The organism is Pseudomonas sp. SCA2728.1_7, assembly GCF_018138145.1.
Lineage (GTDB): Bacteria > Pseudomonadota > Gammaproteobacteria > Pseudomonadales > Pseudomonadaceae > Aquipseudomonas > Aquipseudomonas koreensis_A.
This window is the reverse complement of the sequence record NZ_CP073104.1, coordinates 546,662-570,421: the sequence shown is the minus strand read 5'-3', so window position 1 is coordinate 570,421 and position 23,760 is coordinate 546,662. Positions and strand designations below refer to the sequence as shown.

Here is a 23,760-nt window from a genome sequence, read left to right as displayed (position 1 = left end):
CACTGGTCACGTGCACTGAAGTCATTTATCGAGGGTGCGCTCCAGATGATCAGTCTGGGGCGGCTGAGCATTGAATCCACGGAAGCCGTCGCTGCGGCGGCGCCAACATCCTCAACACCTTCCCCAAGCGCATCTGACGGGGCCGAAATCACAAATTCACCCGCACCAGCGGCCGTTGCCTGGTCGCAGTTGCGGATAACTTCGCCGTTACGCACTGAACTGCGAACCTTCGAAACGAGCGCCGTGGCACTGGAAGATCTCAAGCGTCAGACCAAAAAGGGCACCTTCGAAGACCCGATCAGCAAGCGCACGTACACAGCCATCGATGGCAAGGTTGTACGGATTGAACAGCCGGGAGCTGTGTGGCAGATGGTCAACGAGAAAATTGCCGGCCCGTCATTGACCCTGTCTGGCTCACGATTGTTGTTGGCGCCCGACCGCCACGCTGTGCACTACGGCAAAGCGATGTCGACACTCTACAAGCGCCACGGGGTGAATCAGAATCGTCGCGCGCTGATGAATATCGAAGCGGTGGGCATGACCGAAATTCGACGCAACTATCCGTATAAAGCCTGGGTCATCCAGCATGCCATCAACCTTGCCCGTTCTTATGCTTTCAACTGCCTGCATAACCTCGCGCAACTGAAAGCCAACGTCCCCGGCACTCGACTCGATGGTTTTCTCAAGATGTGCTTTGGTGTTCCCCAGGTCGATCTGAACTTGCTGAGCAAACTCAACAAAAGCATCGCGCCCATTTGCAAGGCACTGGTGGACCCCAACGATGACTTGATGAATACCGAACGTTTCGTGGTCGGCACCAACACCTACTTCTCCCACATCATTGCGTTTGTACTGAACAATGACGATCTGAAGAAGGTGCACTTCACCGAGAACTTCTTCCACCCGTTGCTGGATTTGTACAAACCGCTAGTGCCTGCCGACTTCGATGTTGATGGCCATGCCCAAGCCGCGACGATAATCCACGAATTTTCCCATCAGTTTTCAATGGCTGAGGACATAGCCTCGCTGGAAGCGCGACGCCCGTTTCACGATCTGGTCTCTACCGTCTCCGCCTATGGACGTGCTGCTCAGGCTGAACTGGAAAGATTCCAGACCGAGGCGCTTTCACTCGCGACACCTCGAGATGAACTGTTTGCTCGATGGGACAAAAATAGCGGCTCATTTCTCACACTGGAACACTTCAAGTCTACCAAGGGCCTGGCCAAGGAAATCCTCAAGCTAACCCGCAGCTCCGACATGGAGAAGGCGCGCGATGCGTTTCTGGATCAGGCGTCAGCGGACATTCGTATCGATGTGATCTTGCGCAACGCCGATTCGATCGCCCGTATTGTCTGCGAGATGGGTCGACAGCTCGATCCGGTTCCGCTGCCCTGAACCGCAAAAAAAAGCGCAGGTCGAAACCTGCGCCTGCTTGCGGTCATGACCGGCTAATCAGTCTTTCTGATCCCGCAATACATTGCCCGACGCGCCGTCGATGCGGAACTCGTAGACAACACCATCAGCCTTGCGCCCTTCGCCCTTCCAGTAGCCGTCGTTGTCGGCCTCGATCTCATAGACCTCGACGTAACCGGCCTTGGTTTTGACGATCTCGATGGCTTTTTCGATGGTAATCCAGCCTGCGCCCGGCCGGTCAGCCAGCGCGGCGCCTGCACTCAGCAAACCGGCAGTAGCGATCAAGGCTGCGAATGTCTTTTTGATCATTTTTTCACTCCATTTGTGGATAGTGGTCATTGGCGTCCTGCTTTTTGGGTGCCTGAGCGAAAAATAAGTTCCACTTTGATGGGCAAATGCCATGACGGATGTTCTCGGTAACTTCCCGACAAGGTTAGAATGTGCGAAATCAGGACGAGTCAATGACCCAAGACACCCTTTCGGAAGCCGAATACGATGCGATCACCGATGCCGCTGCGCATTGGTGCATGCGTGTGCACGCCGCCGACTGCACGGAAGAAGAGCGTCGCGCGTTCAAGCAATGGCACGACGCTCATCCACTGCACGCGTTCGAGTATGAAGCCATGCTGGAAATCTGGGACGTGGCCGAACACCTGCCGCGCCCCGAATCGCCCTCGGTCGTGACACCGCGGCCAACTTCTTCGCGCTCGTGGCGCCAGTTCGCTGTAGCCGCAGGTGTCTTTGCACTCGCACTGCCGCTGGCGGCTTATACCGGCTGGAATCTGGGCTGGTTGCCGAACAGCTACCAGCATTTCGCTGCCACCGATAATGTCCGGCAGGTTACCTTGAGTGATGGCAGCCAGCTCGAATTGAACCTGAACACCGATCTGACCTTCAGCAATTACAAGGACGAACGCCGCGTCACCCTGAAAAAAGGTGAAGCGTTCTTTACGGTCAGTCACGACATGGCCCACCCGTTTGTCGTTCGCGCAGGCGAAGGCAGGATTCGCGTCACGGGGACGCGTTTCAATGTCTGGATGTATCAGGACCAGGTGCGCGTGAACCTGATCGAAGGTTCAGTGCTGGTCACCAGCAATCGTTCATTACCAGGCGACGGCTTGCGCCTCGGCCCATCGATGCAGGCACGTTACAAACAAGGCGACTACATGCCGCAGATCAGCCAGACCTACGCCGATGACAGTTCATTGGCCTGGCGCAACGGCAAACTGGTGCTGGATAACCTCGCGCTGAGCGACGCCCTGCCACTGATCAATCGATATCTGAGCAATCCATTGGAGCTGGCTGACACTCACACCGGTTCGATTCGCGTGGGCGGCATCTACAACATCAAAGAGCTGAGCAACCTCGCCAACAGCCTGCCCAAGGTGCTGCCGGTCTACCTGAGCCGCAACAAGGAAGGTAACCCGGTGATCAACTCGATACCGCAACAGCCGCCAAAAAGCTGAAGGCCGCACCCTTTGCAGGATGCGGCCTTCAGACTCGTCGACACTAACGCTCGGGTTTATTGAGCGGCAACGTTCCCCGCCTTGTCCAACGTCTCGCGAACAGTCTGCACCTGATACTGCGGGTCAGCCTGAATCTGCTGTTCGGTGAACGGCAGCACACTCCACTGTTTCTTCGAGAACGCCTCGGTCTGGTCCCGCGAATACTTCGACGCCGGATCGCTCGACAGCGAGAATGCCAGCAGCCCTTGGGCGTGCGGGCCCTTGTCATCGAACGTCACGACTTGCAGGTAGCTGGTGCCACTGACCACTTCGAGTTTGCCGTCCTCACGGGGCACGCTCTGGATGGCGTTGTAGATTCCCAGGGTAGCCGGCCCGCCGTGAATCGGCGTCTGTTGCCCGCCACTGCTGACCACCTGGATATCACCCCAGCGGGTTTGCGGCTTGAGACCCATCTTTGTGCTCAATTCGACCGACGCCAGCATGGCCTCACGCAATGCCTTGGCCACCGCCGGCTGCTCGACGGCCAGTCCACGCGGGGTGTGTTGCGCATCTTTGGGATCGAACGCAACGCGCCAGACATCCGGCGAGGCCTCCAATGCCTGCATGATGTTCTGGAAGTGCACCAGGCCCACGCCCGAATCGAGATTGGCCCGGCCATCCCAGGCCTTGAGGCTGGTGCAGACCGGCTTCAGGGATTGCGCGTCGGCGCCAAGGTCAGAGGCACAGAACTTCAGCAGATCCGGTACAACCTGAGTCGCCAGATACACCTGATCGTCCATTACCATCTGCTGCAGATCCTTCACTGCCAACGGACCTTTTTTACTCAGCGTGCTCAAGCGGTCCAGCGCGAAACGGGAACGCAAGCCCAGCGGTTGACCTTCCTGACTGATCAGCGGCGAGAAACCGGTCAGCGGTTGCGCCGGGTTGGCCAGCCACGCAGAGTCGTTGGAATGCTGGACGAAATCCTTGCGCAACAGCTGCGGCAACTGACTGGAGGCATAGATGCCCTTCTGCGCCGCAGTTGGGTCGATGTCCCACGCGCAGGCGCTGTTGGAGCCATCCAGCACAATCATTTGCGTGCCAATACGCGGGTCACTGCACTTGGCCAGCTTCTCGGCGTTGACGTTTGGCACCACCGACAGGTTCATGTACAGCGTCTGGCCCTTGTCATCGACGGCCAGGGTGTTGACCCACGGAATACCCTGAATCTTGTGCACTGAATCCTGCAATTCCTGAAGCGTGGACGCCTGATTCATCGTGTACCACTGGTTCAGCACCCGATCATTGTCGATATTGGCGTCGCGCAAACTGTAGGCAAACTGATTGTCCCAGTCGAGCTTGCCCGGCCATTGCACGATCGGCCCGAACTGCGAGCTGTAGACATCACGCGAGACCGGCACTACCTGACCGTCGGCCTGTTTCACCTGCACGGTGACGGTCTGCTTGTTCAGCGGCAATGATTTGCCATCGAGCAGATAGCGCGTGGAATCCTTCGGATCGAGTTGCAGACGATAGAGTGTGAAGTGTTTCGATGAATCGACCGTGTGCGTCCAGGCCAGGTGCTGATTGAAACCGATATTGATCATCGGCAGGCCCGGCAAGGCAGCGCCCATGACATCGAGTTTGCCGGGAATGGTCAGGTGCATCTGATAAAAGCGCATGCCGCCAACCCAAGGGAAGTGCGGGTTGGCCAGCAACATCCCACGCCCGTTGAACGAGCGCTCGCTGCCCACCGCGACAGCGTTACTGCCACGATCCAGGGCAAAACGCTGCTGACGGGCATCGGCCAACTGATAGGCCTGCGCGTTCTGTTCGATTGCGGCGCTCGCATGCGGCGGTGTAGCACCGGCCAAAGCCTCGGCGAACTGACCGACACCCCCCTCGACCAGCAAACGGCGGGTCAGCTTCACCAGATCTTGCGCAGCGATGTCTCGCACCCACTCACCCTGACACTGTTGCGGCAAGCCCTGCGGGCGGCGCTCAGCCAGATAACGGTTGTAGCCGGCGGCATAGCCTTCGACCAGATCACGCACCTGCGCAGGTTGCGCCTGCCAGAAAGCCTTGACCGCCTCGGGCGTATTGAGCCAGGTGAAGAACACGTCGCTGACACGGTTTTCGCGTTGTTCGACGGTGAACTGATCCGGGCCGAAATAACGTGAACGCTGGCCGTTGACGGTCACGATCTCGTTGGCCAACAGGCACAGGTTGTCCTGCGCGTAGGCGTAACCAATGCCAAACCCGAGCCCGCGCTCGTCTTGCGCACGAATATGCGGCACGCCAAAAGCGGTACGGCGGATATCCGCGCTGACATCAGTGGCCGGGCTGAACGCATGGGCTGAGCAACTCAGTCCGAAAAGCACGCTGGCCACTGTAAGTTGCAAGCTACGAGCGACAAGCTTCGAGCAAAAGCCATATTTGACATTCGAACCGAAGTTTTCAACTTGCCGCTCGAAGCTCGAAGCTTGCAGCTGCCTCAATCCGGTTAACTGTCTGGAAATAATCACGCTCGCTCCTGATCGACATGCCAAAGAGCGGATCTGGCGCTAACGCGGACCCGCCCTGGAAACACCCACGCGTCCACGCGCAATGAGCCTGTCGAAGAAACGAAGTCAGAGGAAAAAATTTAGGTTCTCCACGCAATCCCCCAAAGCGGAATCAAAAGCCCCTCACCCTAGCCCTCTCCCGGAGGGAGAAGGAACTGATCGCGGTGATTGGTAGAGGTACAGCGACATGAAATACCGAGTTGAACTCAATACCGCGCCAGATCAAAAGCCCCTCACCCTGGTCCTCTCCCGGAGGGAGAGGGAACTGACCGAGGTGATTGGTAGAGATACAGCGACATGAAACACCGAGTTGAACTCAATACCGAGCCAGATCAAAAGCCCCTCACCCTGGTCCTCTCCCGGAGGGAGAGGGAACTGACCGAGGTGATTGGTAGAGATACAGCGACATGAAATACCGAGTTGAACTCAATACTGAACCAGATCAAAAGCCCCTCACCCTGGCCCTCTCCCGGAGGGAGAGGGAACTGATCGCGGTGATTGGTAGAGATACAGCGAGATGAAATACCGAGTTGAATTCGATACTGAACCAGATCAAAAGCCCCTCACCCTGGCCCTCTCCCGGAGGGAGAGGGAACTGACCGCGGTGATGGCGAGAGATACAGCGACATGAAACACCGAGTTAAACTCAATACCGCGCCAGATCAAAAGCCCCTCACCCTGGCCCTCTCCCGGAGGGAGAGGGAACTGACCGCGGTGATGGCGAGAGATACAGCGACATGAAACACCGAGTTAAACTCAATACCGCGCCAGATCAAAAGCCCCTCACCCTGGCCCTCTCCCGGAGGGAGAGGGAGCTGACCGAGGTGATTGCGAGAAATACAGCGACATGAAATACCGAGTTGAATTCGATACTGAACCAGATCAAAAGCCCCTCACCCTAGCCCTCTCCCGGAGGGAGAGGGAACTGATCGCGGTGATTGGTAGAGGTACGCCGACGTGAGATACCGAGCCGTACTCAAATTCAGAAATAAATCAAAAGCCCCTCACCCTGGCCCTCTCCCAGAGGGAGAGGGAACTGACCGAGGTGATTGGTAGAGGTACGCCGACGTGTGAGATACCGAGCCGCACTCAAATTCAGAAACAAATCAAAAGCCGCCCCCCCGCCCGCTACTCACCACTCAACAGGATGAGCGTTAGCTCGACTGCAGCTCTTGATCTTGCCGTGCTGGCCCCTTCGGCAGGCTGAGTGGAGGGATTTATCCGGGGGTGGGAGCGCAGCGACCGTTTGGCGGAGCCAAATGCATCGAGAGGAGGTGCAGCGAAGCAAACCGTAGGCGATGCCCCCGGATAGATCCCGTAACGAAGGAACCCGAGCCACGGCGAGGGCCGAACGCCGGGGCCCAGCTTTTGGTTACTTTTTGGCGTCTGAAAAAGTGACCCGCCGTAAGGGCGGAACCGCCAGCCGCAACCCCAAAAAAAACGGATATACCCCCAAAACCCCAAGAACCTGGTCGGCCCAAAGGCCGCCACGGCCAACCCCCCCCAACCCGAAATCACAAGAAAAAGACAAACCCCCAACAAATTTTCTACATATTTTCTTTCATGATTTGTCGTGCTGATACGTCTTGTTTAGAGAGAGCAAAAAAACCCTCCCCGATCAGACTCTGAAAAGGAGTAATCGCATGTACAACTCGCAACTACCAACGGACGGTAGCCAGGCACCCAAAGGAGTTTCCATGAGCCCACACGCGAGCGATTTCGGGCAACGCGTCGAGCGTCACGGAAACGAACGCATCCGCTTGCTGCTGAAAAGTTTCGGGCTGCGCACCAGCCTGATTCGTCTGAAAGTCATCGACGCCCTGCTGGTTGCCGCACAAAGCGAGCGACGTCTGGGCGTGCGCGGTGTCCACAGCCAATTGCTGGACCTGGATATTCCGCTGTCCTTTCTCAGTGTGCGCGAAGTGCTCAAGCGCCTGTGCGCCGAAGGTGTGATCACCTTCAATGAAGACAAGAGCTACAGCCTGCATCCACAGGCTGCGGCCGTCCTCAACAACGATTGAAGCGTACGGCAATCGCCGTCAAGGCTTGACCTTGCGGCGCATGACGCCGTTGATCACCACAACGATCACCGCCACACCGATGGCGACGAACTGGAACGTCTTCTCCGAAATCATGCCGGCGTTTTGCAGCCAGGACAGGCCGAGCATGATCGCCAGGACCGACACGGCGATCAGAATCGAATAAATCAAGCGTTGCTTGTGGGTCATTGCGGCTTCCTGAAACGTTGAAATGTATCCGGTTTGTATCCGTTTGCATGCCATGCACTTACCGTTCTACGGGGATGCGCTGCTGCAATCGGGGTCTCATGTTACAGCCGATGAAGAGTTTTGGCTTCATGACGGCGTAACCATGAGGAATTTTCAAAATGCTGCGTCGAATCACTTGGCTGATTCCCGTTCTTGCCCTGCTGACCCTGAGTGGCTGCATCATCTTCCCCCACGGCGGCTGGCACGGTGACCATCATCGCTACTACCAGGGTGGCCCTGGCTATTACCAACATCGATAGAACAGGAATGTTCATCCCACTCGCTTGTCGATGAACAAGCCGAGGCGGGAGACTCACCAGCCCGACCCACTTCAAACAAAGCCCGCCGTGTAGCGGGCTTTTCTGTTTTTGCCGCTGGCATCTGCCACGCAGAGGTAACAAGTGTTCCTGCGCAAAGTGCAACCCCCTAAACAAGTTGCAAGTATTTGAAATCTAATGTCGCAGCAAAAAAGTAGGTCGCACAAGCCTCTGCAACTAGTCTCTGGCAACTTTCTTCCATTCACCAACAGGGACGTATATGCAGAGAACACTCATACCAATCGGGCCACTCCAAGTGCTCGGGTTTTGTTTGGCCATCAGCGCTTTTGAACTTCTGACTTACCTGGCCAGCGACTTGATCATGCCGGCCATGCTGACCGTTACAACAGAACTTCAAGCCGATGCGCGACATGTTCCCAACGCCTTCAATCTCTATCTGCTAGGCGGCGTCTGCCTGCAATGGCTGATCGGGCCGCTGTCCGATCAATGGGGTCGAAGGCGGGTATTGTTGAGCGGTTGCGCAGTGTTCGGTGTCGCCTGCGCGGGAGCATTTGCCAGTCACAGCATTGAAGCCTTCAATCTGCTGCGACTGCTGCAAGGCATGGGCCTGGGGTTTGTCGTGGCGGTCAGTTATCCCGCCCTTCAAGAAGTGTTCTGCGAGGCCGATGCGGTGCGTTTGATGGCACTGCTCGGCAATATCGCCCTGCTGTCACCGTTGGTGGGGCCGCTGCTGGGCATCCTGCTCCTGCAATGGCTGTCCTGGCGTGAGTTGTTTCTCGGTTTGGGTGTTGCCGCATCAATGGTCTGGCTGGGGCTTTTCGTCTGCATGCCGGAAACAGTCGGGACCGTGCGTCGCGATGGACGCCTGCAACCAGTGGTGCGTTTTTCCTGGCGCCAGACCGGCCAGCGTTACCGCGCGCTGTTTGGCAATTGCCGGTTTCTCGCCGCAAGCCTTGCGCTGGGGCTGATGAGCCTGCCGCTGATCGCGTGGATCGGCCTGGCGCCGTTGCTGCTGATGCAGTTGCTGGGGCTGCCGCCAGTGGAATATGCCTTGTGGCAGATGCCGATTTTCTCCGCCGTTATCGTCGGCAATCTGATCCTCGACCGCTTGCTGGCCACGCACTCGTTACCGCGGCTGATTCGCTTGGCGCTCTGGCCGTTTTGCCTGGGACTTCTGGCGTTGATCGGCTGCGCACTATCTGGCGCCGGTCTTGGTCCGGTGGTCGCGAGCCTGGCGCTGTATGCGATAGGGCTGGGCATGAGCAACGCCGCAGTGTATCGGCTGGCGCTGTTTGCCAGCGATGACAGCAAGGGCCTGGTCTCGGCGCTGGTCGGGATGATTTCGATTGCGGTGATGGGCCTCGGCGGTTCGCTCATTGCCGCCATCGGTGGTGGCGCACGCCTCGAACTCTTTGCGCTCTACGCCGCCTTCAGCGGCCTGATGTGCCTGCCTCTGGTCCAGGGACTGTTGCAACGCAACCGACCTGACTCCGCTTCTGCTCAATAAAGGAATATTGAATGAACCACTTCCCCGCCAGCGATGCGCTCTGCGCGTTGCCGCACCCCTATTGCCCGGAGGCCGTGCCTGCCGGCCTGTTCGATCAGGCCATGGCCGAGATCAGTCGGTTTCATTGCCAGCACACCCCCGGCTACGCACATTGGCTGAACGCGAACGGCTTTGACGTACAGGACCTGGACGGTCTCGATGACTGGTCGCGACTGCCGCCAATTCTGGCCAATTTCTTCAAACAGCAATTGCTGCTCAGTCCCACCGGAGAAACCGCTCTGGAACTGACCTCGTCCGGCACCAGTGGCCAGAAAAGCCGCATGCGCTACGACCCACGCAGTCTGTCGAGCGCGCAGTTCATGGTCGAACGGATCTTTAGCCACTACGGCTGGAATTCACCGGACACGCCGTGCAACTACCTGCTGCTGAGCTACGAGCCGCAAGGCGCGATCACGCTGGGGACGTCCTACACCGACCAATTCCTCTGCCGCTTTGCCCCGGTCAATCGGGTCGTCTATGCCTTGCGCTGCAACGGCGACGGCCATCAGTTCGATGTGTTTGGCGTCATCGCTGCCCTGCAATCGTTCGCCGAAGAATGCCTGCCGGTGCGCATTTTCGGTTTCCCGGCATTTCTCTGGCAGACCCTGCAGCAGATGCAGACCACCGGCATGCCTGCCCTGCAACTGCCGGCCGATTCGCTGGTGTTTTTCGGCGGTGGCTGGAAAACCCGCGCCAGCGAGGAGATTCCAAAACAACAACTGTATGAGCACATCGCCCGGCAATTGGGCATTGAGATGTCGCGATGCCGAGACGGTTACGGTGCGGTCGAGCACGCAGTGCCCTACATCGAATGTGCCCGGCATCATTTTCATGTTCCGGTTTACGCCAAGGCTTACGTGCGCAATCCGCGCGACTTTTCCGTCCAGCCCTACGGCCAGCAAGGCTTGCTGGGTTTTGTCTCGCCTTACATTTCATCCAGCCCGGCGCACGCGGTGGTGATGAGCGACCTGGCGACGCTGTATCCCGGCTCGAGTTGCGGCTGCGGTCTGGCCAGTGACTGGTTCGAACTGCATGGCCGCGCGGGCACTACCGTCGGCAGAAGCTGCGCGATGGCGGCATCTGAATTATTGGGGAAGCACTGATATGTACCTGATCAACGGAGAACTGCACGCGGACTTCGATCTCGACACCGCACTGACGCTGCTGCATCAGACCTTAGCGCAACACCTGAGCACACCGCTGCAGCGCGCCACTGTGCTGACCGCCGCGGCAAACCTTGCGCAGCAACTGCACAGCGTCGAATTGCCGCTGGATGACGAACAACGCCAGGCCCTGATCGATTTCTGTCAGCCTCACGCCCTGCAAAACAAACTTGAACGCGAGCTGGGTGATCATGCCGATTCCCTGCGCCGCTTCGATTGTCGGCAATCGCGTTTCGAGCGCTGGAGCCCCTTGGGTCTGGTGGTCCACGTGACACCGGCCAACGCGCCATTGCTGGCCTGCTGCGCGATGATCGAAAGCCTCTTGGCCGGCAACATCAACTGGCTACGCCCCAGCCGCAGCGACCAAGGTCTGACTGCACGTCTGCTGCATGCGTTGGTGCAATGCGACCCCAGTGGTCAACTGCACCATTACGTGGCCGTGCTGCCGGTGGCGACCGCGCAAATCGGCCGCTTGTGCAAAATGGCCAATGGCGTATCGGCGTGGGGTGGCGAAGCCGCGCTGCAAGCCATCCGCCAACAGTTGCCGCCCGGATGCCGCTGGATCGATTGGGGCCACCGCGTCAGTTTTGCCTACCTGACGCCGGACGCTGCCACGCCGCAAACGCTGGAGGCGATAGCCGATGAGGTTTGCCGACTGGATCAGCAGGCCTGTTCCAGCCCGCAATGGTTACTGGTCGACAGCGACGAACCGGCCGTGCTGCACGAAATCGGCTCAGCGTTGGCCACGGCGTTCGAGCGCCGTGCCGGGCAATGGCCGGCGCTGACCCCAACGGTCCAGGAAGCCAGCGAGATCACCACCCATACCTTGATGACGCGCCTGGCCCAGAGCTTTTCTGCTGTGACGGCGCACGTCTGGAGCGCGCCGGGCTGGCGAGTTGTCTGGCGCCATGACCAAGTGCTCGCGCCCTCGCCACTGTTTCGCACGCTGCTGCTCAAGCCCCTGCCACGCGCGCGTCTGGCCCAGACGCTGCTGCCCTGGCGCAACGTATTGCAGAGTTGTGCACTGGTGTGTGCCGAACCGCAGATCGCTGAACTGTCGCGCACGCTGATTGCCGCGGGCGTCAGCCGCATTACGCCCGTCAATGCCATTCATGACGGCTACGACGGCGAACCTCACGACGGCGTTTACGCACTGCAACGCCTGAGCCGACGTGTCTCGGTCAGCATCGCGCCAACGCATTTGCCTAGCCATATGACCCTCGACCGGCCGCCTCGCGCGCCGTCGCTGTCGGGCCTGCCGATCACCGACAAAGCGGCGTTTATCGCGCGGCCGACGACAGCGGCCGCACAACTGTTTTTCCGCTCTGGCGGCAGCAGCGGCACACCGGCGCTAGCGGGGTTCAGCTACCGCGACTTTCAACGCCAGATGCGCGCCGCCGCCGATGGTCTGTTTGCGGCAGGACTCGATCCGGGTCGCGACAAGGTCATGAACCTGTTCTTCAGTGGCAGCCTGTACGGCGGCTTCTTCAGTTTCGCCAAAGTACTGGAACTGTTGGGCGCAACTCACCTGCCCATGGGCGCACCCGCCGACGATGACTATAGCGACATTGCTCAAGTGATCATCGAGCAGCGCGTCACCGTGCTGATCGGCATGCCCAGCACCCTGCATCGATTGTTCCTCAACGAACAGCTACGTCTGAGCCGTTACGGCGGCATTGAAAAAGTCTTTCTCGGCGGTGAACACATCAGTGATGAGTGTCGCGAGCTACTGCAGCGCTGCGGCGTCGCCAGCATCCGCTCGGCAGTGTATGGCAGCGTCGATGCGGGGCCGTTCGGGCACGCCTGCGCGGCAACCGCTGATGGTGTGTTTCACCTGATGGACGACATCCAGCATCTGGAAATCGTCGCAATGGAGCAGGACGTGCCTGTCGTCGGTGATGAAGTCGGCCGGTTGCTGTTCACCTCGAAAGCTCGCGAGGGTCAGCAGGTCCAGCGTTATGACGTCGGCGACACCGGTCGCTGGCGACCTGGCGACTGCCCGTGCGGGCTGAGTTCGCCACGCTTCGAGCTGCTGCAACGGCACGGCAGATTGCTGCGTATCGGCAGCGACTTCATCTGCCTGAACGAACTCGCACGGCACCTGCAAACCGCGTTTCAGTTGCACCTCGATCAAGCACCCGATGGCCTGGAACGAATGCTGATTCGCAGCCCTGGCAACCCCGCCGACATTCTCGACCGAGTGCAAAGTTACGCGACGCTGGCCACTTTGCTGCGCAGCAGACTGCTCACGGTAGAGGCGCAAATCTGCGAGCCCCAGCAGTTCAGCAGAAACAAACACAGCGGAAAGATTCCATCCGTCATCGATGCGCGCCGTTAAGACATTTATCGCCCACGGTCATAACAATTAAAGAGAACACCATGAACGCATCACTCGAACTTAATCAGTTGGTCACTTTTGCCCGAACGCATTCAAAGTATTACGCCAGACAGTTGCATAACGTTGCACCACAGTTCACTGCACTGGATCAACTTCCAGTGACGGACCCACAACGCTATTGGGCAAACAGCCAGAACTTCGAACAATGGCCGGTGCTGACTTCTACCGTCGAACGCGCACTGGTCTTCAAAACCGGTGGAACCACCAGCGCCGGTAAACTTTCAGTATTTACCCGCGAAGAATGGCAGACCCTGGTGCGGGACTTCGGCAGCCAGCTCGGTCATCAACTCAATCCCGGAGACCGGGTCGCCAACCTGTTCTTTGTCGGCGACCTGTATGCCAGCTTCATCTTTATCCACGATGCACTGGCGCACGAAACAGCGGGTGTTACCGAATTTCCGTTCACCGGTGATGTGGCGAACGGGGTATTGGCTGACGCTATCCGTCAGCACCGGATAAACGTACTGGCCGGGGTGCCCGCGCAATTGTTGACGTTCGCCAGTGAGCTGCAGCGTCAGGCGCAAACCCTGACCGAGGTCGAGACCGTGCTGTATGGCGGGGAAAGCCTGTTTGACGGGCAAATGCAGATGTTGCGCCGGGTGTTCCCCAACGCACGGATCGCCTCCATCGGCTATGCCAGTGTCGACGCGGGACTCATCGGCACCACGGGCCGCGATTGCGCCTTGGGCGAGCACCGGATGCTGCCCGGTCACAGCGTGCTGGAAATCATCGATGAACACACCGGCGAAGTGATTGAGGAATGCGACCGCACCGGGCGGCTGGTGATGACCAACCTCACCCGCCGGCTGATGCCGTTGATCCGCTACCCCGTGGGCGACCTCGCCTGTTGGCGAGAACCTGGCACGGCGCCGATGCGCAAGTTTGCCTTGATGGGGCGCAGCGCGAGCAGCCCGCGCGTGCGGGTAGGCTCGCTGACGCTGATCATCGAAGACATCAGCGCAATGGTCCGGCGTGCCACTGGCAGTGATGACTGGCAGTTGGTCATCAGCCAGCCGGCGAACGTCGACATCTTGCAGCTGAAGTGGGTACCCGATGTGCTGACGGCGGAAACCGCACCGGCCAGCTCAACATTGCACCGTGACTTGATCGAGCACTACCCGCTGATCGCGCAACTCAACGCTGATCGGCAACTTGAATTGCAGGTTGCCCATTGCACACACGATGAACTCGCTCGCCATCCGCGCTCCGGCAAACACCAACGCGTCGTCGACCTGCGCCGCTATGACAACCTGCGGTCGGAGCAATGCCCATGGACAACTTGACGCTGCGCAGCTATCGCCGTACCGACGCCGGGGCGGTCAGCCGCCTGTTCAGGGAAATCTATGGTGACCATTACGTGCAGCCGCATGTGTACTTGCCTTTGATGATCAACCAGAACCACGGCGATGGCAGGTGGCATTCATTGGTAGCGGAATCCGGGAAAAAAATTCTCGGGCACGCGACGTTGTGCAGAAACAGCGGATCGCACACAGCCGAACTGGCTTTGAGCGTGGTACACCCGTCGACACGCGGACAGAACATCGCCACGCAATTGGGCACGCGCCTGTTGATCCATGCGCAAGCACTGGGGTGCCATGGCGTGACCATCAAACAAGTGACGCAGCATGCCTACACGCAACGCATGGCTGACCGGCTCGGCTTTTGTAGCACGGGATTGTTGCTCGACTATGTCCCCTCGCCATTTGGTGAACCGTTGCCCGAGACCATCGTCATTGGCTTCACCGCTATCGACGGTTATCGGCGCCCGCTTCCGGCACTGCCCTGGCCGCCCGGCTGTCGCGACTTCATGGAACATTTGTCCGGCGTTTACGGAACACAGGAAAAAGAACCGCTTTGGGTCGGACCGCCCATACATGTCGAACAATGTTCCGGGCGCTATGAGGTGCTGCTGAAAAAACTCGACAGCTGTTTGCTTAAACAGCTACGACAATTGCCCCGGCATTGGATGATCTCGATCAGGCTCAGGCTGGCAACAGGGTTTGCCAGCGCCGTGGACAGTCTGTCGGCGATGGGATTCATCTTCACCGGGATTGCCCCGAATGATCGTTGCGCGGGATGGTTGGCGTTGTTTCATCGGGGTTATCGCCCACGTACGCTGGAGTTGCGTTGCCCGCATATCCAGCGCCTGCACGATCAGGCGCAACAGCAGATCGCAGCGCGCGCCAGCGAGGCAGCGCCGCATTCTTGAGTCAAAACCAGTGCCCGCTCACACATTGAGCGGGCTACAACGCTCGAACTCAGGCCTTGGCCTTGACGCCCTGGTCGACAGGTTTGGCGACGTTGCCGTCACCGTAGGTCTTCAGGTTCTGCAGGACATAAATCGCTTTCTTGAACTCGGGAATAAGGTTCTTGCCGTAGGCGTTGCCATTGAGGCCATTGCTCTGGATCGCATCGAGCTGGGTCGCGAAATACTCCAGGGCGTTGAATTTGGCATCAATATCTTTGGTCACGCCGAAACGGTCGAACTTGTCACCCGCGTTCTTCAACGTAAAGGAAGTGATCTCGGAGATCAGCCCGCGGCTACGCAGCATCTCGCTCAGATTGCCCATTTGTTTGACTGAAACGTTCGCTGGATCGAAACCCTTGATCGCCTTGCGCAAACCCTGCTTGTCCATTTCGGCGGTATTCAGCGCGGTGGGATCATTACCGACCAGGGTCAGCATCTGCTGCACCTTGACGCTCTGGGACACTTGTTTCTTTGCGCCGGTGTCGCGCACCAGTAGTCCTGCCTTGGCCTGCCAGCCGCCGACAATACCGATCGTCATGAAAAGACTCCCTGTGAAATGACCTGAAATATCCGAGTGAACGGCATTAATGGCCGCGAGTATCGGCGGGCGAACTGATGGCACCAACCTCTTTCTGCACTTTTTTACAATTCTTGTACATTCTCGATACAAAAGCGCAACGCCCCGCAAACCCTGACCCAGAGCCGTCATCACAATGAAATGAAAATGGCTTTTTCAGCCGGTCGCAGGCGATGACCAGCACTTGTGTATCGAAGCCGATACTGACCAGTCATCGGCGCTCAGATTTATTAGAACGCAAGTACCTAAAGCTTCGCGATGTAACGACGATACGCTGTGGACACCCGCACTGTTTTGCCCCTGCCCCCTAATAAGAAACGCTGCTCAAGGACCGGTCTCCATGCCCGCATTCCGTACCATTCAGGCTCGCTACACGCTGTTTCTGGTTCTGTTCATTTTGCTGTTGTCGGTGTTGACCGTGGTCGGCATCAGTCAACTGGTCGCCCCCAAGCTGCGGCATACCGAAGAACAAGTCGTCCTCAACCGCATCGCCGAAGTGGCCGAGCAGATTCAGGGCGAGTTGAACAAAGTGCAGGCGCAACAGCGCAGCATCACCCAGACCATCCCGCTGCTCGACAGCGCTGCCATCGACACGGTACTGCCAGGCTTGGTCGATCAGTACGGTGAGTTGAAGGTATTCGGTGGCGGGATCTGGCCGCTGCCGGGGCAGCGTGAAGCCGGGCGCAACAAATTCAGTACGTTCTGGCACCGCGACGCGTCGGGCAAACTGGCCGTGAACACGTTCTGGAACAGCGACGCGGCCCCCAACTATTACGACCAGAGCTGGTACAAGGGCGGCATGGCCACACCGCGCGGCCAATGCGCGTGGGCGGCGGCTTACAAGGATGACGCCAGCGCCGAGCCGCGCACCAACTGCGCCATGGCCATCCAGAAAAACGGCAATGCCTGGGGCGTGTCGACCATCGACGTCACTCTCGGCTTCTTCAACGATCTGGTGGCGCGCAAGGAAAAAGACCTCAACGCCGAAATGCTCATCGTTGAAGCCGACGGCAAGATCATCAGTAACAGCTCGCGCATCAGTGGCCCGATCGTGTTGAAGAACATCAGCGAACTGGCCGCCACGTCGACCTTCGCCAGCCAGGTCAAAGCCGGGCTGCAGAATCGTGATCAGGCGCAGCGCATCGAGTTCGACAACAACGGTGAAGCCAGCACCTTCTTCATGCGCCCGATTGAAGGCACACCGTGGTTCCTCGCCAGCGCCCTGCCGACGAAAATGCTCACCGCCCAGCGTGATGACGTCCTCAGCACCTTGAGCCTGTTGCAGATTCCACTGGTGATCCTGCTGGTGCTGTTGCAGGTCTACGCGATTCGCCAATTGGTGCAGCGCATGAAAGCGTTGAAAGCCAACATCGACTTGCTGTCGAGCGGCGATGCCGACCTGACCCGCCGCATCACCATTCGCGCCGAAGATGAACTCGGCGCCATCGGTCATTCGATCAACACCTTTATTGCCTACTTGCAAAACATGATCGGCGAAGTCACCCAGGCCACCGGCGCGATGGCCTCGAGCCTCGACAACCTGCAGCGCACTTCGGCGCACACCAGCCAGATCCTGCTGCGTCACGCCTCGGAAACCGATCAGACCGTTACCGCCATCACCGAGATGAGTTCCACGGCAGAAAGCGTTGCGCAGAATGCCGCCGAAACCGCAGCGTTCACCCAGCGTGCCAACGAAAACGCCGACCGCTCGCGCGTGGTAGTGGGCGAAGCGACCAACAGCGTCGTGGCGCTGATCGATGAAGTGGCCAGTGCCACACACAAAGTTGAAAACATGCAGCAGGACGCCCAGCGCATCACCGAAATCCTCGGGGTGATCGGTGCGATCGCCGGGCAGACCAATCTGTTGGCGCTCAACGCCGCGATCGAAGCAGCCCGCGCCGGTGAACAGGGTCGTGGTTTTGCCGTGGTCGCCGATGAAGTCCGCGCCCTCGCCGCGCGTACGCAGGCCAGCACCTCGGAAATCAACGAGATGTTGACCCGCCTGACCCAAGGCGTGAGTTCGTCGGTCAGCGCCATGGAAAACACCCAGGCCAGTTGCCAGTCCGCCGCCGATGCCACCGCACGGGTCAACTCGGGTCTGGATGAAATGGCCGGCTCGGTCAGCCACATCAACAGCCTCAGCACCCAGATTGCCACCGCCGCCGAACAGCAAAGCGCCGTAACTGAAGAGATCAACCGCAGCATGGTGCAGATCCGCCACATGGTCGATGAACTGGTGCAGAGCGGCAAAGCCAGCGAACTGAACACCCACCAGTTGCTCGAAGCCAACAGCCGGGTGAGCGCGATCATGGGGCGTTTCAAAGTCCGCTGATTCATGCAGGGGTTTCTGCCAACCAGATAACCCCTGTGGGAGCTGGGTTGCCAGCGATGGGGCCGGCCCAGCCAATTTTTCATTGCCTGACCCACCGCGATACATGTAGGAGTGAGCCTGCTCGCGATAACGGTCTGTCAGTCATCACTTCAGTGCCTGAACAGACGCTATCGCGAGCAGGCTCACTCCTACAGTAGATCGCTGTAACACTGAAGACTGCATCGCTAGCACTGAAATGTCAGGCTTGATCTACGATCATCCTGCCAGCCTGCCTTGCAACAACTGGAAACATTGCGTTGATGCCGCGCAGGAAAAACCGGTCAAAATGCGTTCTTTTCTGATCGTCAGCCGAGCCGAGAATCCGCTATGCGAACCCACCTGCGTCTGGTCGCCCTGAGCGCCCTGTTCATTTCTTCCCTGGCGCAAGCCGCCGACCTGATCCCGATCGAAGTGCACCGCGACGCCAATTGCGGTTGCTGCAAAAAATGGATCAGCCACCTCGAAGCCAACGGTTTCAAAGTCGAAGACCACGTCGAAAGCGACATGAGCAGCTTCAAGCAACAACATGGCGTACCGACGCGTCTGGCGTCGTGCCACACCGCGATCATCAACGGCAAATTCGTCGAAGGCCACGTGCCGGCAGAACAAGTGCTGGCCCTGAGCAAGCGCGATGACCTGCTCGGCGTCGCCGCACCGGGTATGCCGATGGGTTCGCCGGGCATGGAAATGGACGGCATGAGCGATGCCTATCAAGTGATCGGCCTGAAAAAGGACGGCGCTGACGTTGTCGTGGCGGACTACCCGGCCCATTGATCGGCGCCGCTTACTTCGGGCTGTTCTTTGCCGCGTTCGGTGCGGCGACCTTATTGCCGTTGCAGTCCGAAGCATTGCTGGTCGGCTTGATCGTCAGCGAGCGTTACTGGCTGTGGGGCCTGCTCGCCGTGGCAACGCTGGGCAACGTACTCGGTTCGCTGGTCAACTGGTGGCTGGGCCGTGGCCTCGAGCGTTTTCAGGATCGCCGCTGGTTTCCGCTCAGCCCTGCGCACATGGCCAAGGCGCGCAAACACTATGAGCGCTACGGGCATTGGTCGTTGCTGCTGAGTTGGTTGCCGATCATTGGCGACCCGCTGACGCTGATTGCCGGCGTCATGCGCGAACCGCTCGGGCGCTTTCTATTGATCGTCACCTTGGCCAAAGGCGCACGTTACGGCGTGCTGGCCATGCTGACGCTGGGCTGGCTGGGTTGAACGTTCGGCTGCGGGCATTGCCTGTGTTTAACGTCGGCATAATCCAGCCGTTCCAGCATCGGCCGATTTCAAACGGAGTTTGACCTTATGTCTGTCACGTTTCCCCGTTGGCTCCCCTCCCTGCTCCTCTGCGCCGCCCTGCCCCTGTCAGCTCAGGCTGCCACGACAGGCGAAGCCGCGCCGGAAGGCCCGGCCTACGGCCCGGAACTGCAAGGCTTCGAATACCCTTACACGCTTAAACACTTTGCCTTTCAGTCTCAGGGCAAACCCCTGCAGATGGGTTACATGGACGTCGCCGCCCACGGCAAGGCCAATGGCCGCACCGTGGTGCTGATGCACGGCAAGAATTTTTGCGCAGCGACCTGGGACAGTTCGATCAAGGCATTGAGCGAGTCCGGTTACCGAGTGATCGCGCCGGATCAGATCGGTTTCTGCACCTCCAGCAAACCTGACAACTATCAATACAGCTTCCAGCAACTGGCGACCAATACCCAGCAGTTGCTCAAAGCGCTGGGCATTCAGAAAGCCACGCTGCTCGGCCACTCCACCGGCGGCATGCTCGCCACCCGCTATGCCTTGCTGTTCCCCGAGCAGGTCGAACAATTGGCACTGGTCAACCCGATCGGTCTCGAAGACTGGAAAGCCCTCGGCGTGCCCTATCGCACGGTAGATCAGTGGTATCAACGTGAGCTGAAAGTCAGTGCTCAAGGCATCCGTGATTACGAACGCACTACTTACTACGACGGCCGCTGGAAACCGGAATTCGATCGCTGGGTCGACATGCTCGCCGGCCTGAGCAAAGGCCCGGGCAAGACCCAGGTGGCGTGGAACTCGGCGCTGATCTACGACATGATTTTCACCCAGCCGGTGTACTACGAGTTCAAGGACCTGAAGATGCCGACCCTGCTGCTGATCGGCACCTCCGACACCACCGCCATCGGCAAGGACCTCGCGCCACCAGAGGTGAAAGCGAAAATCGGCCATTACGAGGTGCTCGGCAAACAAGTGGCCAAGCTGATCCCGCAGTCGACGCTGGTGGAATTTCCCGGCATGGGCCACGCGCCGCAAATGGAAGAACCGACGCAGTTCCACAAGGCCCTGCTCGACTGGCTGAATACATCCAATCCCGTTCGTTGAAGAGGTAAGGCTGATGGCGGTGCAGATTGCAGTGATCGATGACTGGCAGGACGTGGCCCGCGACGTAGTCGACTGGTCAGTCCTCGATAGCCTCGGTGAAGTGACGTTTGAACACGATTACCCGGCCGACAACGCGACACTGGCCGAGCGTCTGGGCCGCTATCAGGTGATTTGCGTGATGCGCGAACGCACGCGGTTCGACGAAGACTTGCTCAAGCGCTTGCCCAATCTGAAGTTGCTGGTCACCGGCGGCATGCGCAACGCGGCGCTGGACATGCCAGCGGCGGCAAAACTGGGCATCAAAGTCTGCGGCACTGACAGTTACAAGCATGCGGCGCCGGAATTGACCTGGGCGCTGGTCATGGCGGCGACACGCAATCTGGTGAAAGAAGCCAACGCCCTGCGCGCCGGCCAGTGGCAGCAAGGGCTCGGCGGTGATTTGCATGGCAAGACCCTTGGCATTCTCGGTCTGGGCAGCATCGGCCAGCGGGTTGCACAGTTCGGCCAGGTGTTCGGCATGAAGGTGATCGCCTGGAGCGAAAACCTCACCGCCGAACGGGCTGAACAGGCCGGCGTGACGCACGTCAGCAAGCAGCAACTGTTCGAGCAGGCCGATGTGTTGTCGGTGCATCTGGTGCTCAGCGAGCGCAGTCGCGGTCTGGTCGATGCGCAGGCACTGGGCTGGATGAAACCGACGGCCCTGCTGGTCAACACCGCGCGCGGGCCGATTGTCGATGAAGCGGCACTGATCAAGGCCTTGCAGAAACAGCAGATCGCCGGGGCGGCGCTGGACGTGTTCGAGCAGGAACCGCTGCCGGCCATGCACCCGTTTCGCACACTCGACAATGTCTTGGCGACGCCGCATGTGGGCTATGTCAGTCGGCAGAACTATGAGCAGTTCTTTTCGCAGATGATCGAGGATGTTCAGGCTTGGGCGGCTGGGGAGCCGGTTCGCCTGCTGAACTGACCCTTTCTGCAAAGAGAGGGTGAAGTCACTATTGCTATCGCGAGCAGGCTCACTCCTACAGGGGAACGCATTTCAACTGTAGGAGTGAGCCTGCTCGCGATAGCGTCATATCAGTCACCCCATCAACAAACTGCCCGCACCACAACAGTGCAACCACCCTTCCCGCTAGCACAAAATCGTGACCGACCAGTCACCGTTTTGGCCCTCCCCCGCAGAAAAACCTGCACTTCGTCGGTGCGTTTACCCCGGCAAAGTACGGTTTGCTCAGACTGCCAACCGATTGTCGAACAATTTACCCATTTGCTCTGGCCCGCTCTAGGATCTGGCCTAGACTGACTTTCGCGAGGTAAAACCAACCGGTCACATTGCACAAAAAAACTCGAAACTTTTGCTCCACGCGACGGGTCATCAGAAAGACTGGGCCAAAGCGACTGGTGCAATCCTTGCAACGGCCCGATCACCCATTCTGCTTGCGCGTGTTGGGTAGCGTTTGCTCACCGATGCGTGGCGCGTTTGCGCCCGGCCACAGGACTTGGCCATGGACATCGCTTGTTCAAGACAAGAATCAGATCAACGATACGGGAGATTCATATGATCAGTGCGGCATTGGATATTCAGGGAGAGCGTGCTCAGCAGGCGGTTGGAGAATCGAGCACCGTCAGTGTTCCCGGCAGCCGACAGATCAACGTCCCCGGCACCAAAACGCTGACTCCAGTAGCGAGCCAGAACCCCAACAAGAAAAAAGTGTTGTTTGTCACTTCGGAAATCGCCGACCTGGTCAAGACCGGTGGTTTGGGTGACGTCTCAGCCGCACTGCCCCGGGCCATGGCTCATCTGCACGATGTGCGGGTGTTGATCCCCGGTTACCCGCAGGTGATGCACAGCGAAAACCCGATCCACATCATCGGCGAACTCGGCGGCCATGCCGCGCTGCCACCGTGCAAGATCGGCCGTATGGACATGCCCGATGGTCTGGTCATCTACGTGCTGATCTGCCCCGAACTCTACGAGCGCGAAGGCTCGCCCTACGGTGCCAACAATGGCCGCGACTGGCCGGACAACCACATTCGTTTCGCCCGTCTGGGCTTGGCCGCTGCCGACATCGCCGCCAACCTCGCGCAAATCCACTGGTGCCCGGATCTGGTGCACGCCCATGACTGGCCTGCCGGCCTGGCCCCGGCCTATATGCACTGGCGCGGGCAGCGCACGCCGACCCTGTTCACCATTCATAACCTCGCCTATCAAGGCGTGACCAGCCTCGGTTCCTGCCCCGAGCTGGGTATTCCCAACCATGCCCTGCAGCAGGAAGGAATGGAGTTCTACGGCAAGATGTCGTTCCTCAAGGCCGGCATGGCCTATTCGAGCCATATCACCACGGTCAGCGCCACCTACGCGCAGGAAATCACCACCCCGGATTTCGGCTGCGGCCTCGACGGCTTTCTCGCCGCCAAGACCCAGCAAGGCTTGCTCAGCGGCATCCCCAACGGCATCGACGAGAGTTGGGACGCTGCCACCGATCCGCACCTGTTCGCACCGTTTGCCATTGGTGACTGGGAAGGCAAAGCGGTCAACGCCGCGCATGTGCGTGAGCTATTTGAATTGAATGACTCTGCAGGCCCGCTGTTCGCCGTGGTGTCGCGACTGGTCTATCAGAAAGGTCTCGACCTGACGATCGCGGTATCCGAGTACATCGTGCAGAACGGCGGCCAAATCGCAATCATCGGTCGCGGTGAGCCGGAAGAAGAACAAGCCATGCGCGAGCTGGCGCTGCGCTTCCCCGGGCAGATCGGCGTGCGCATCGGCTTCAACGAAACCGATGCCCGCCGGATGTTCGCCGGCAGCGATTTCCTGCTGATGCCTTCGCGCTACGAACCTTGCGGTTTGAGCCAGATGTACGCCCAGCGTTTCGGCTCGCTGCCGGTCGCACGCAATACCGGCGGGCTGGCCGACACCATTGAAAACGGTGTCACCGGGTTCCTCTTCGACGAATCCACCGCTGAAAGCTATCAAGAGGCCCTGAGCCGCGCGTTCAAGGTCTTCGCTTTCCCCGAACTGCTCAACGCCATGCGTTGCCGGGCCATGGCCGCGCCGTTCAACTGGTGCAAAGCGGTTGAACCGTACGCCGAACTCTACGAACAACTGGTCGCCAAGGCGCTGGGTAAAGCTCACCACAAATAA

Annotated in this window: 19 protein-coding genes; 15 read left to right on the top strand and 4 right to left on the bottom strand. The window is 59.0% G+C overall.

The genetic code is table 11. The features are described 5' to 3' along the window. Positions 1 to 45: 45 nt before the first annotated feature. Complete coding sequence (locus tag KBP52_RS30725) at positions 46 to 1,395, top strand: hypothetical protein (protein ID WP_349251749.1); 1,350 nt, start codon at positions 46 to 48, stop codon at positions 1,393 to 1,395. Positions 1,396 to 1,452: 57 nt separating this feature from the next. Here KBP52_RS30725 and KBP52_RS02540 read toward each other — a convergent pair whose 3' ends face one another. Continuing rightward, a complete protein-coding gene (locus tag KBP52_RS02540) occupies positions 1,453 to 1,722 on the bottom strand; it encodes a PepSY domain-containing protein (RefSeq protein ID WP_077572729.1) in 270 nt (89 codons plus the stop codon). Positions 1,723 to 1,874: 152 nt separating this feature from the next. Between KBP52_RS02540 and KBP52_RS02535 the strand changes: the two genes are divergently transcribed. After that, the gene (locus KBP52_RS02535; protein WP_077572728.1) at positions 1,875 to 2,879 is read left to right on the top strand and encodes a FecR family protein; all 1,005 of its coding nucleotides are present in this window, start codon (positions 1,875 to 1,877) and stop codon (positions 2,877 to 2,879) included. 56 nt (positions 2,880 to 2,935) lie between these two features. On the opposite strand, the gene KBP52_RS02530 is transcribed toward KBP52_RS02535, so the two are convergent. After that, on the bottom strand, positions 2,936 to 5,260 hold the full coding sequence (locus tag KBP52_RS02530) for an acylase (RefSeq protein WP_212621963.1): 2,325 nt from the start codon (positions 5,258 to 5,260) through the stop codon (positions 2,936 to 2,938). 1,805 nt (positions 5,261 to 7,065) lie between these two features. Between KBP52_RS02530 and KBP52_RS02525 the strand changes: the two genes are divergently transcribed. Next, positions 7,066 to 7,443, top strand: coding sequence for a fe2+ zn2+ uptake regulation protein (locus KBP52_RS02525; protein ID WP_077572726.1), 378 nt, complete (start codon positions 7,066 to 7,068; stop codon positions 7,441 to 7,443). Positions 7,444 to 7,461: 18 nt separating this feature from the next. On the opposite strand, the gene KBP52_RS02520 is transcribed toward KBP52_RS02525, so the two are convergent. After that, a complete protein-coding gene (locus KBP52_RS02520; protein WP_038363103.1) occupies positions 7,462 to 7,650 on the bottom strand; it encodes a hypothetical protein in 189 nt (62 codons plus the stop codon). A gap of 158 nt (positions 7,651 to 7,808) precedes the next feature. Here KBP52_RS02520 and KBP52_RS02515 point away from each other — a divergent pair, with 158 nt between their 5' ends. The 6 genes from KBP52_RS02515 (at position 7,809) to KBP52_RS02490 (ending at position 15,283) form a co-directional block, all read left to right on the top strand. Continuing rightward, the gene (locus KBP52_RS02515) at positions 7,809 to 7,949 is read left to right on the top strand and encodes a hypothetical protein (protein WP_008077622.1); all 141 of its coding nucleotides are present in this window, start codon (positions 7,809 to 7,811) and stop codon (positions 7,947 to 7,949) included. 277 nt (positions 7,950 to 8,226) lie between these two features. Next, a complete protein-coding gene (locus KBP52_RS02510; RefSeq protein WP_212621962.1) occupies positions 8,227 to 9,474 on the top strand; it encodes an MFS transporter in 1,248 nt (415 codons plus the stop codon). An 11-nt stretch (positions 9,475 to 9,485) separates the two neighbouring features. Further along, positions 9,486 to 10,616, top strand: coding sequence for an acyl-protein synthase (locus KBP52_RS02505; protein ID WP_212621961.1), 1,131 nt, complete (start codon positions 9,486 to 9,488; stop codon positions 10,614 to 10,616). Position 10,617: 1 nt separating this feature from the next. Then, positions 10,618 to 13,014: an acyl-CoA reductase gene (locus KBP52_RS02500; protein WP_212621960.1), complete on the top strand. Its 2,397-nt coding sequence runs from the start codon at positions 10,618 to 10,620 to the stop codon at positions 13,012 to 13,014. A gap of 41 nt (positions 13,015 to 13,055) precedes the next feature. Then, positions 13,056 to 14,357 carry an AMP-binding protein gene (locus KBP52_RS02495; RefSeq protein ID WP_212621959.1) on the top strand — a complete coding sequence of 434 codons (1,302 nt, stop codon included), beginning with the start codon at positions 13,056 to 13,058 and terminating at the stop codon, positions 14,355 to 14,357. Further along, entirely contained in the window at positions 14,345 to 15,283 is a 939-nt protein-coding gene (locus tag KBP52_RS02490) for a GNAT family N-acetyltransferase (protein ID WP_077572721.1), read from the top strand. The genes KBP52_RS02495 and KBP52_RS02490 overlap by 13 nt, the downstream gene beginning before the upstream one ends. Positions 15,284 to 15,332: 49 nt before the next feature. Here the strand turns inward: KBP52_RS02490 and KBP52_RS02485 are convergent, their stop codons facing one another. Then, positions 15,333 to 15,860, bottom strand: a complete 528-nt coding sequence (locus KBP52_RS02485; RefSeq protein WP_123593335.1) for a hypothetical protein — start codon at positions 15,858 to 15,860, stop codon at positions 15,333 to 15,335. Positions 15,861 to 16,239: 379 nt separating this feature from the next. On the opposite strand from KBP52_RS02485, the gene KBP52_RS02480 reads away from it, so the two are divergent. The 6 genes from KBP52_RS02480 (at position 16,240) to glgA (ending at position 23,760) form a co-directional block, all read left to right on the top strand. After that, the gene (locus tag KBP52_RS02480; RefSeq protein WP_212621958.1) at positions 16,240 to 18,231 is read left to right on the top strand and encodes a methyl-accepting chemotaxis protein; all 1,992 of its coding nucleotides are present in this window, start codon (positions 16,240 to 16,242) and stop codon (positions 18,229 to 18,231) included. A 366-nt stretch (positions 18,232 to 18,597) separates the two neighbouring features. Further along, the gene (locus tag KBP52_RS02475) at positions 18,598 to 19,044 is read left to right on the top strand and encodes a DUF411 domain-containing protein (RefSeq protein ID WP_212621957.1); all 447 of its coding nucleotides are present in this window, start codon (positions 18,598 to 18,600) and stop codon (positions 19,042 to 19,044) included. Continuing rightward, positions 19,044 to 19,478: a YqaA family protein gene (locus KBP52_RS02470; RefSeq protein ID WP_212623090.1), complete on the top strand. Its 435-nt coding sequence runs from the start codon at positions 19,044 to 19,046 to the stop codon at positions 19,476 to 19,478. Before KBP52_RS02475 ends, KBP52_RS02470 begins: the two co-directional genes overlap by 1 nt. An 87-nt stretch (positions 19,479 to 19,565) precedes the next feature. After that, positions 19,566 to 20,615 (top strand): alpha/beta hydrolase, encoded by a 1,050-nt coding sequence (locus tag KBP52_RS02465; RefSeq protein WP_212621956.1) that lies wholly within the window; start codon positions 19,566 to 19,568, stop codon positions 20,613 to 20,615. A 13-nt stretch (positions 20,616 to 20,628) separates the two neighbouring features. Continuing rightward, positions 20,629 to 21,582 (top strand): D-2-hydroxyacid dehydrogenase family protein, encoded by a 954-nt coding sequence (locus tag KBP52_RS02460; protein WP_212621955.1) that lies wholly within the window; start codon positions 20,629 to 20,631, stop codon positions 21,580 to 21,582. 591 nt (positions 21,583 to 22,173) lie between these two features. Further along, positions 22,174 to 23,760 carry a glycogen synthase GlgA gene (gene glgA, locus KBP52_RS02455; protein ID WP_077572715.1) on the top strand — a complete coding sequence of 529 codons (1,587 nt, stop codon included), beginning with the start codon at positions 22,174 to 22,176 and terminating at the stop codon, positions 23,758 to 23,760.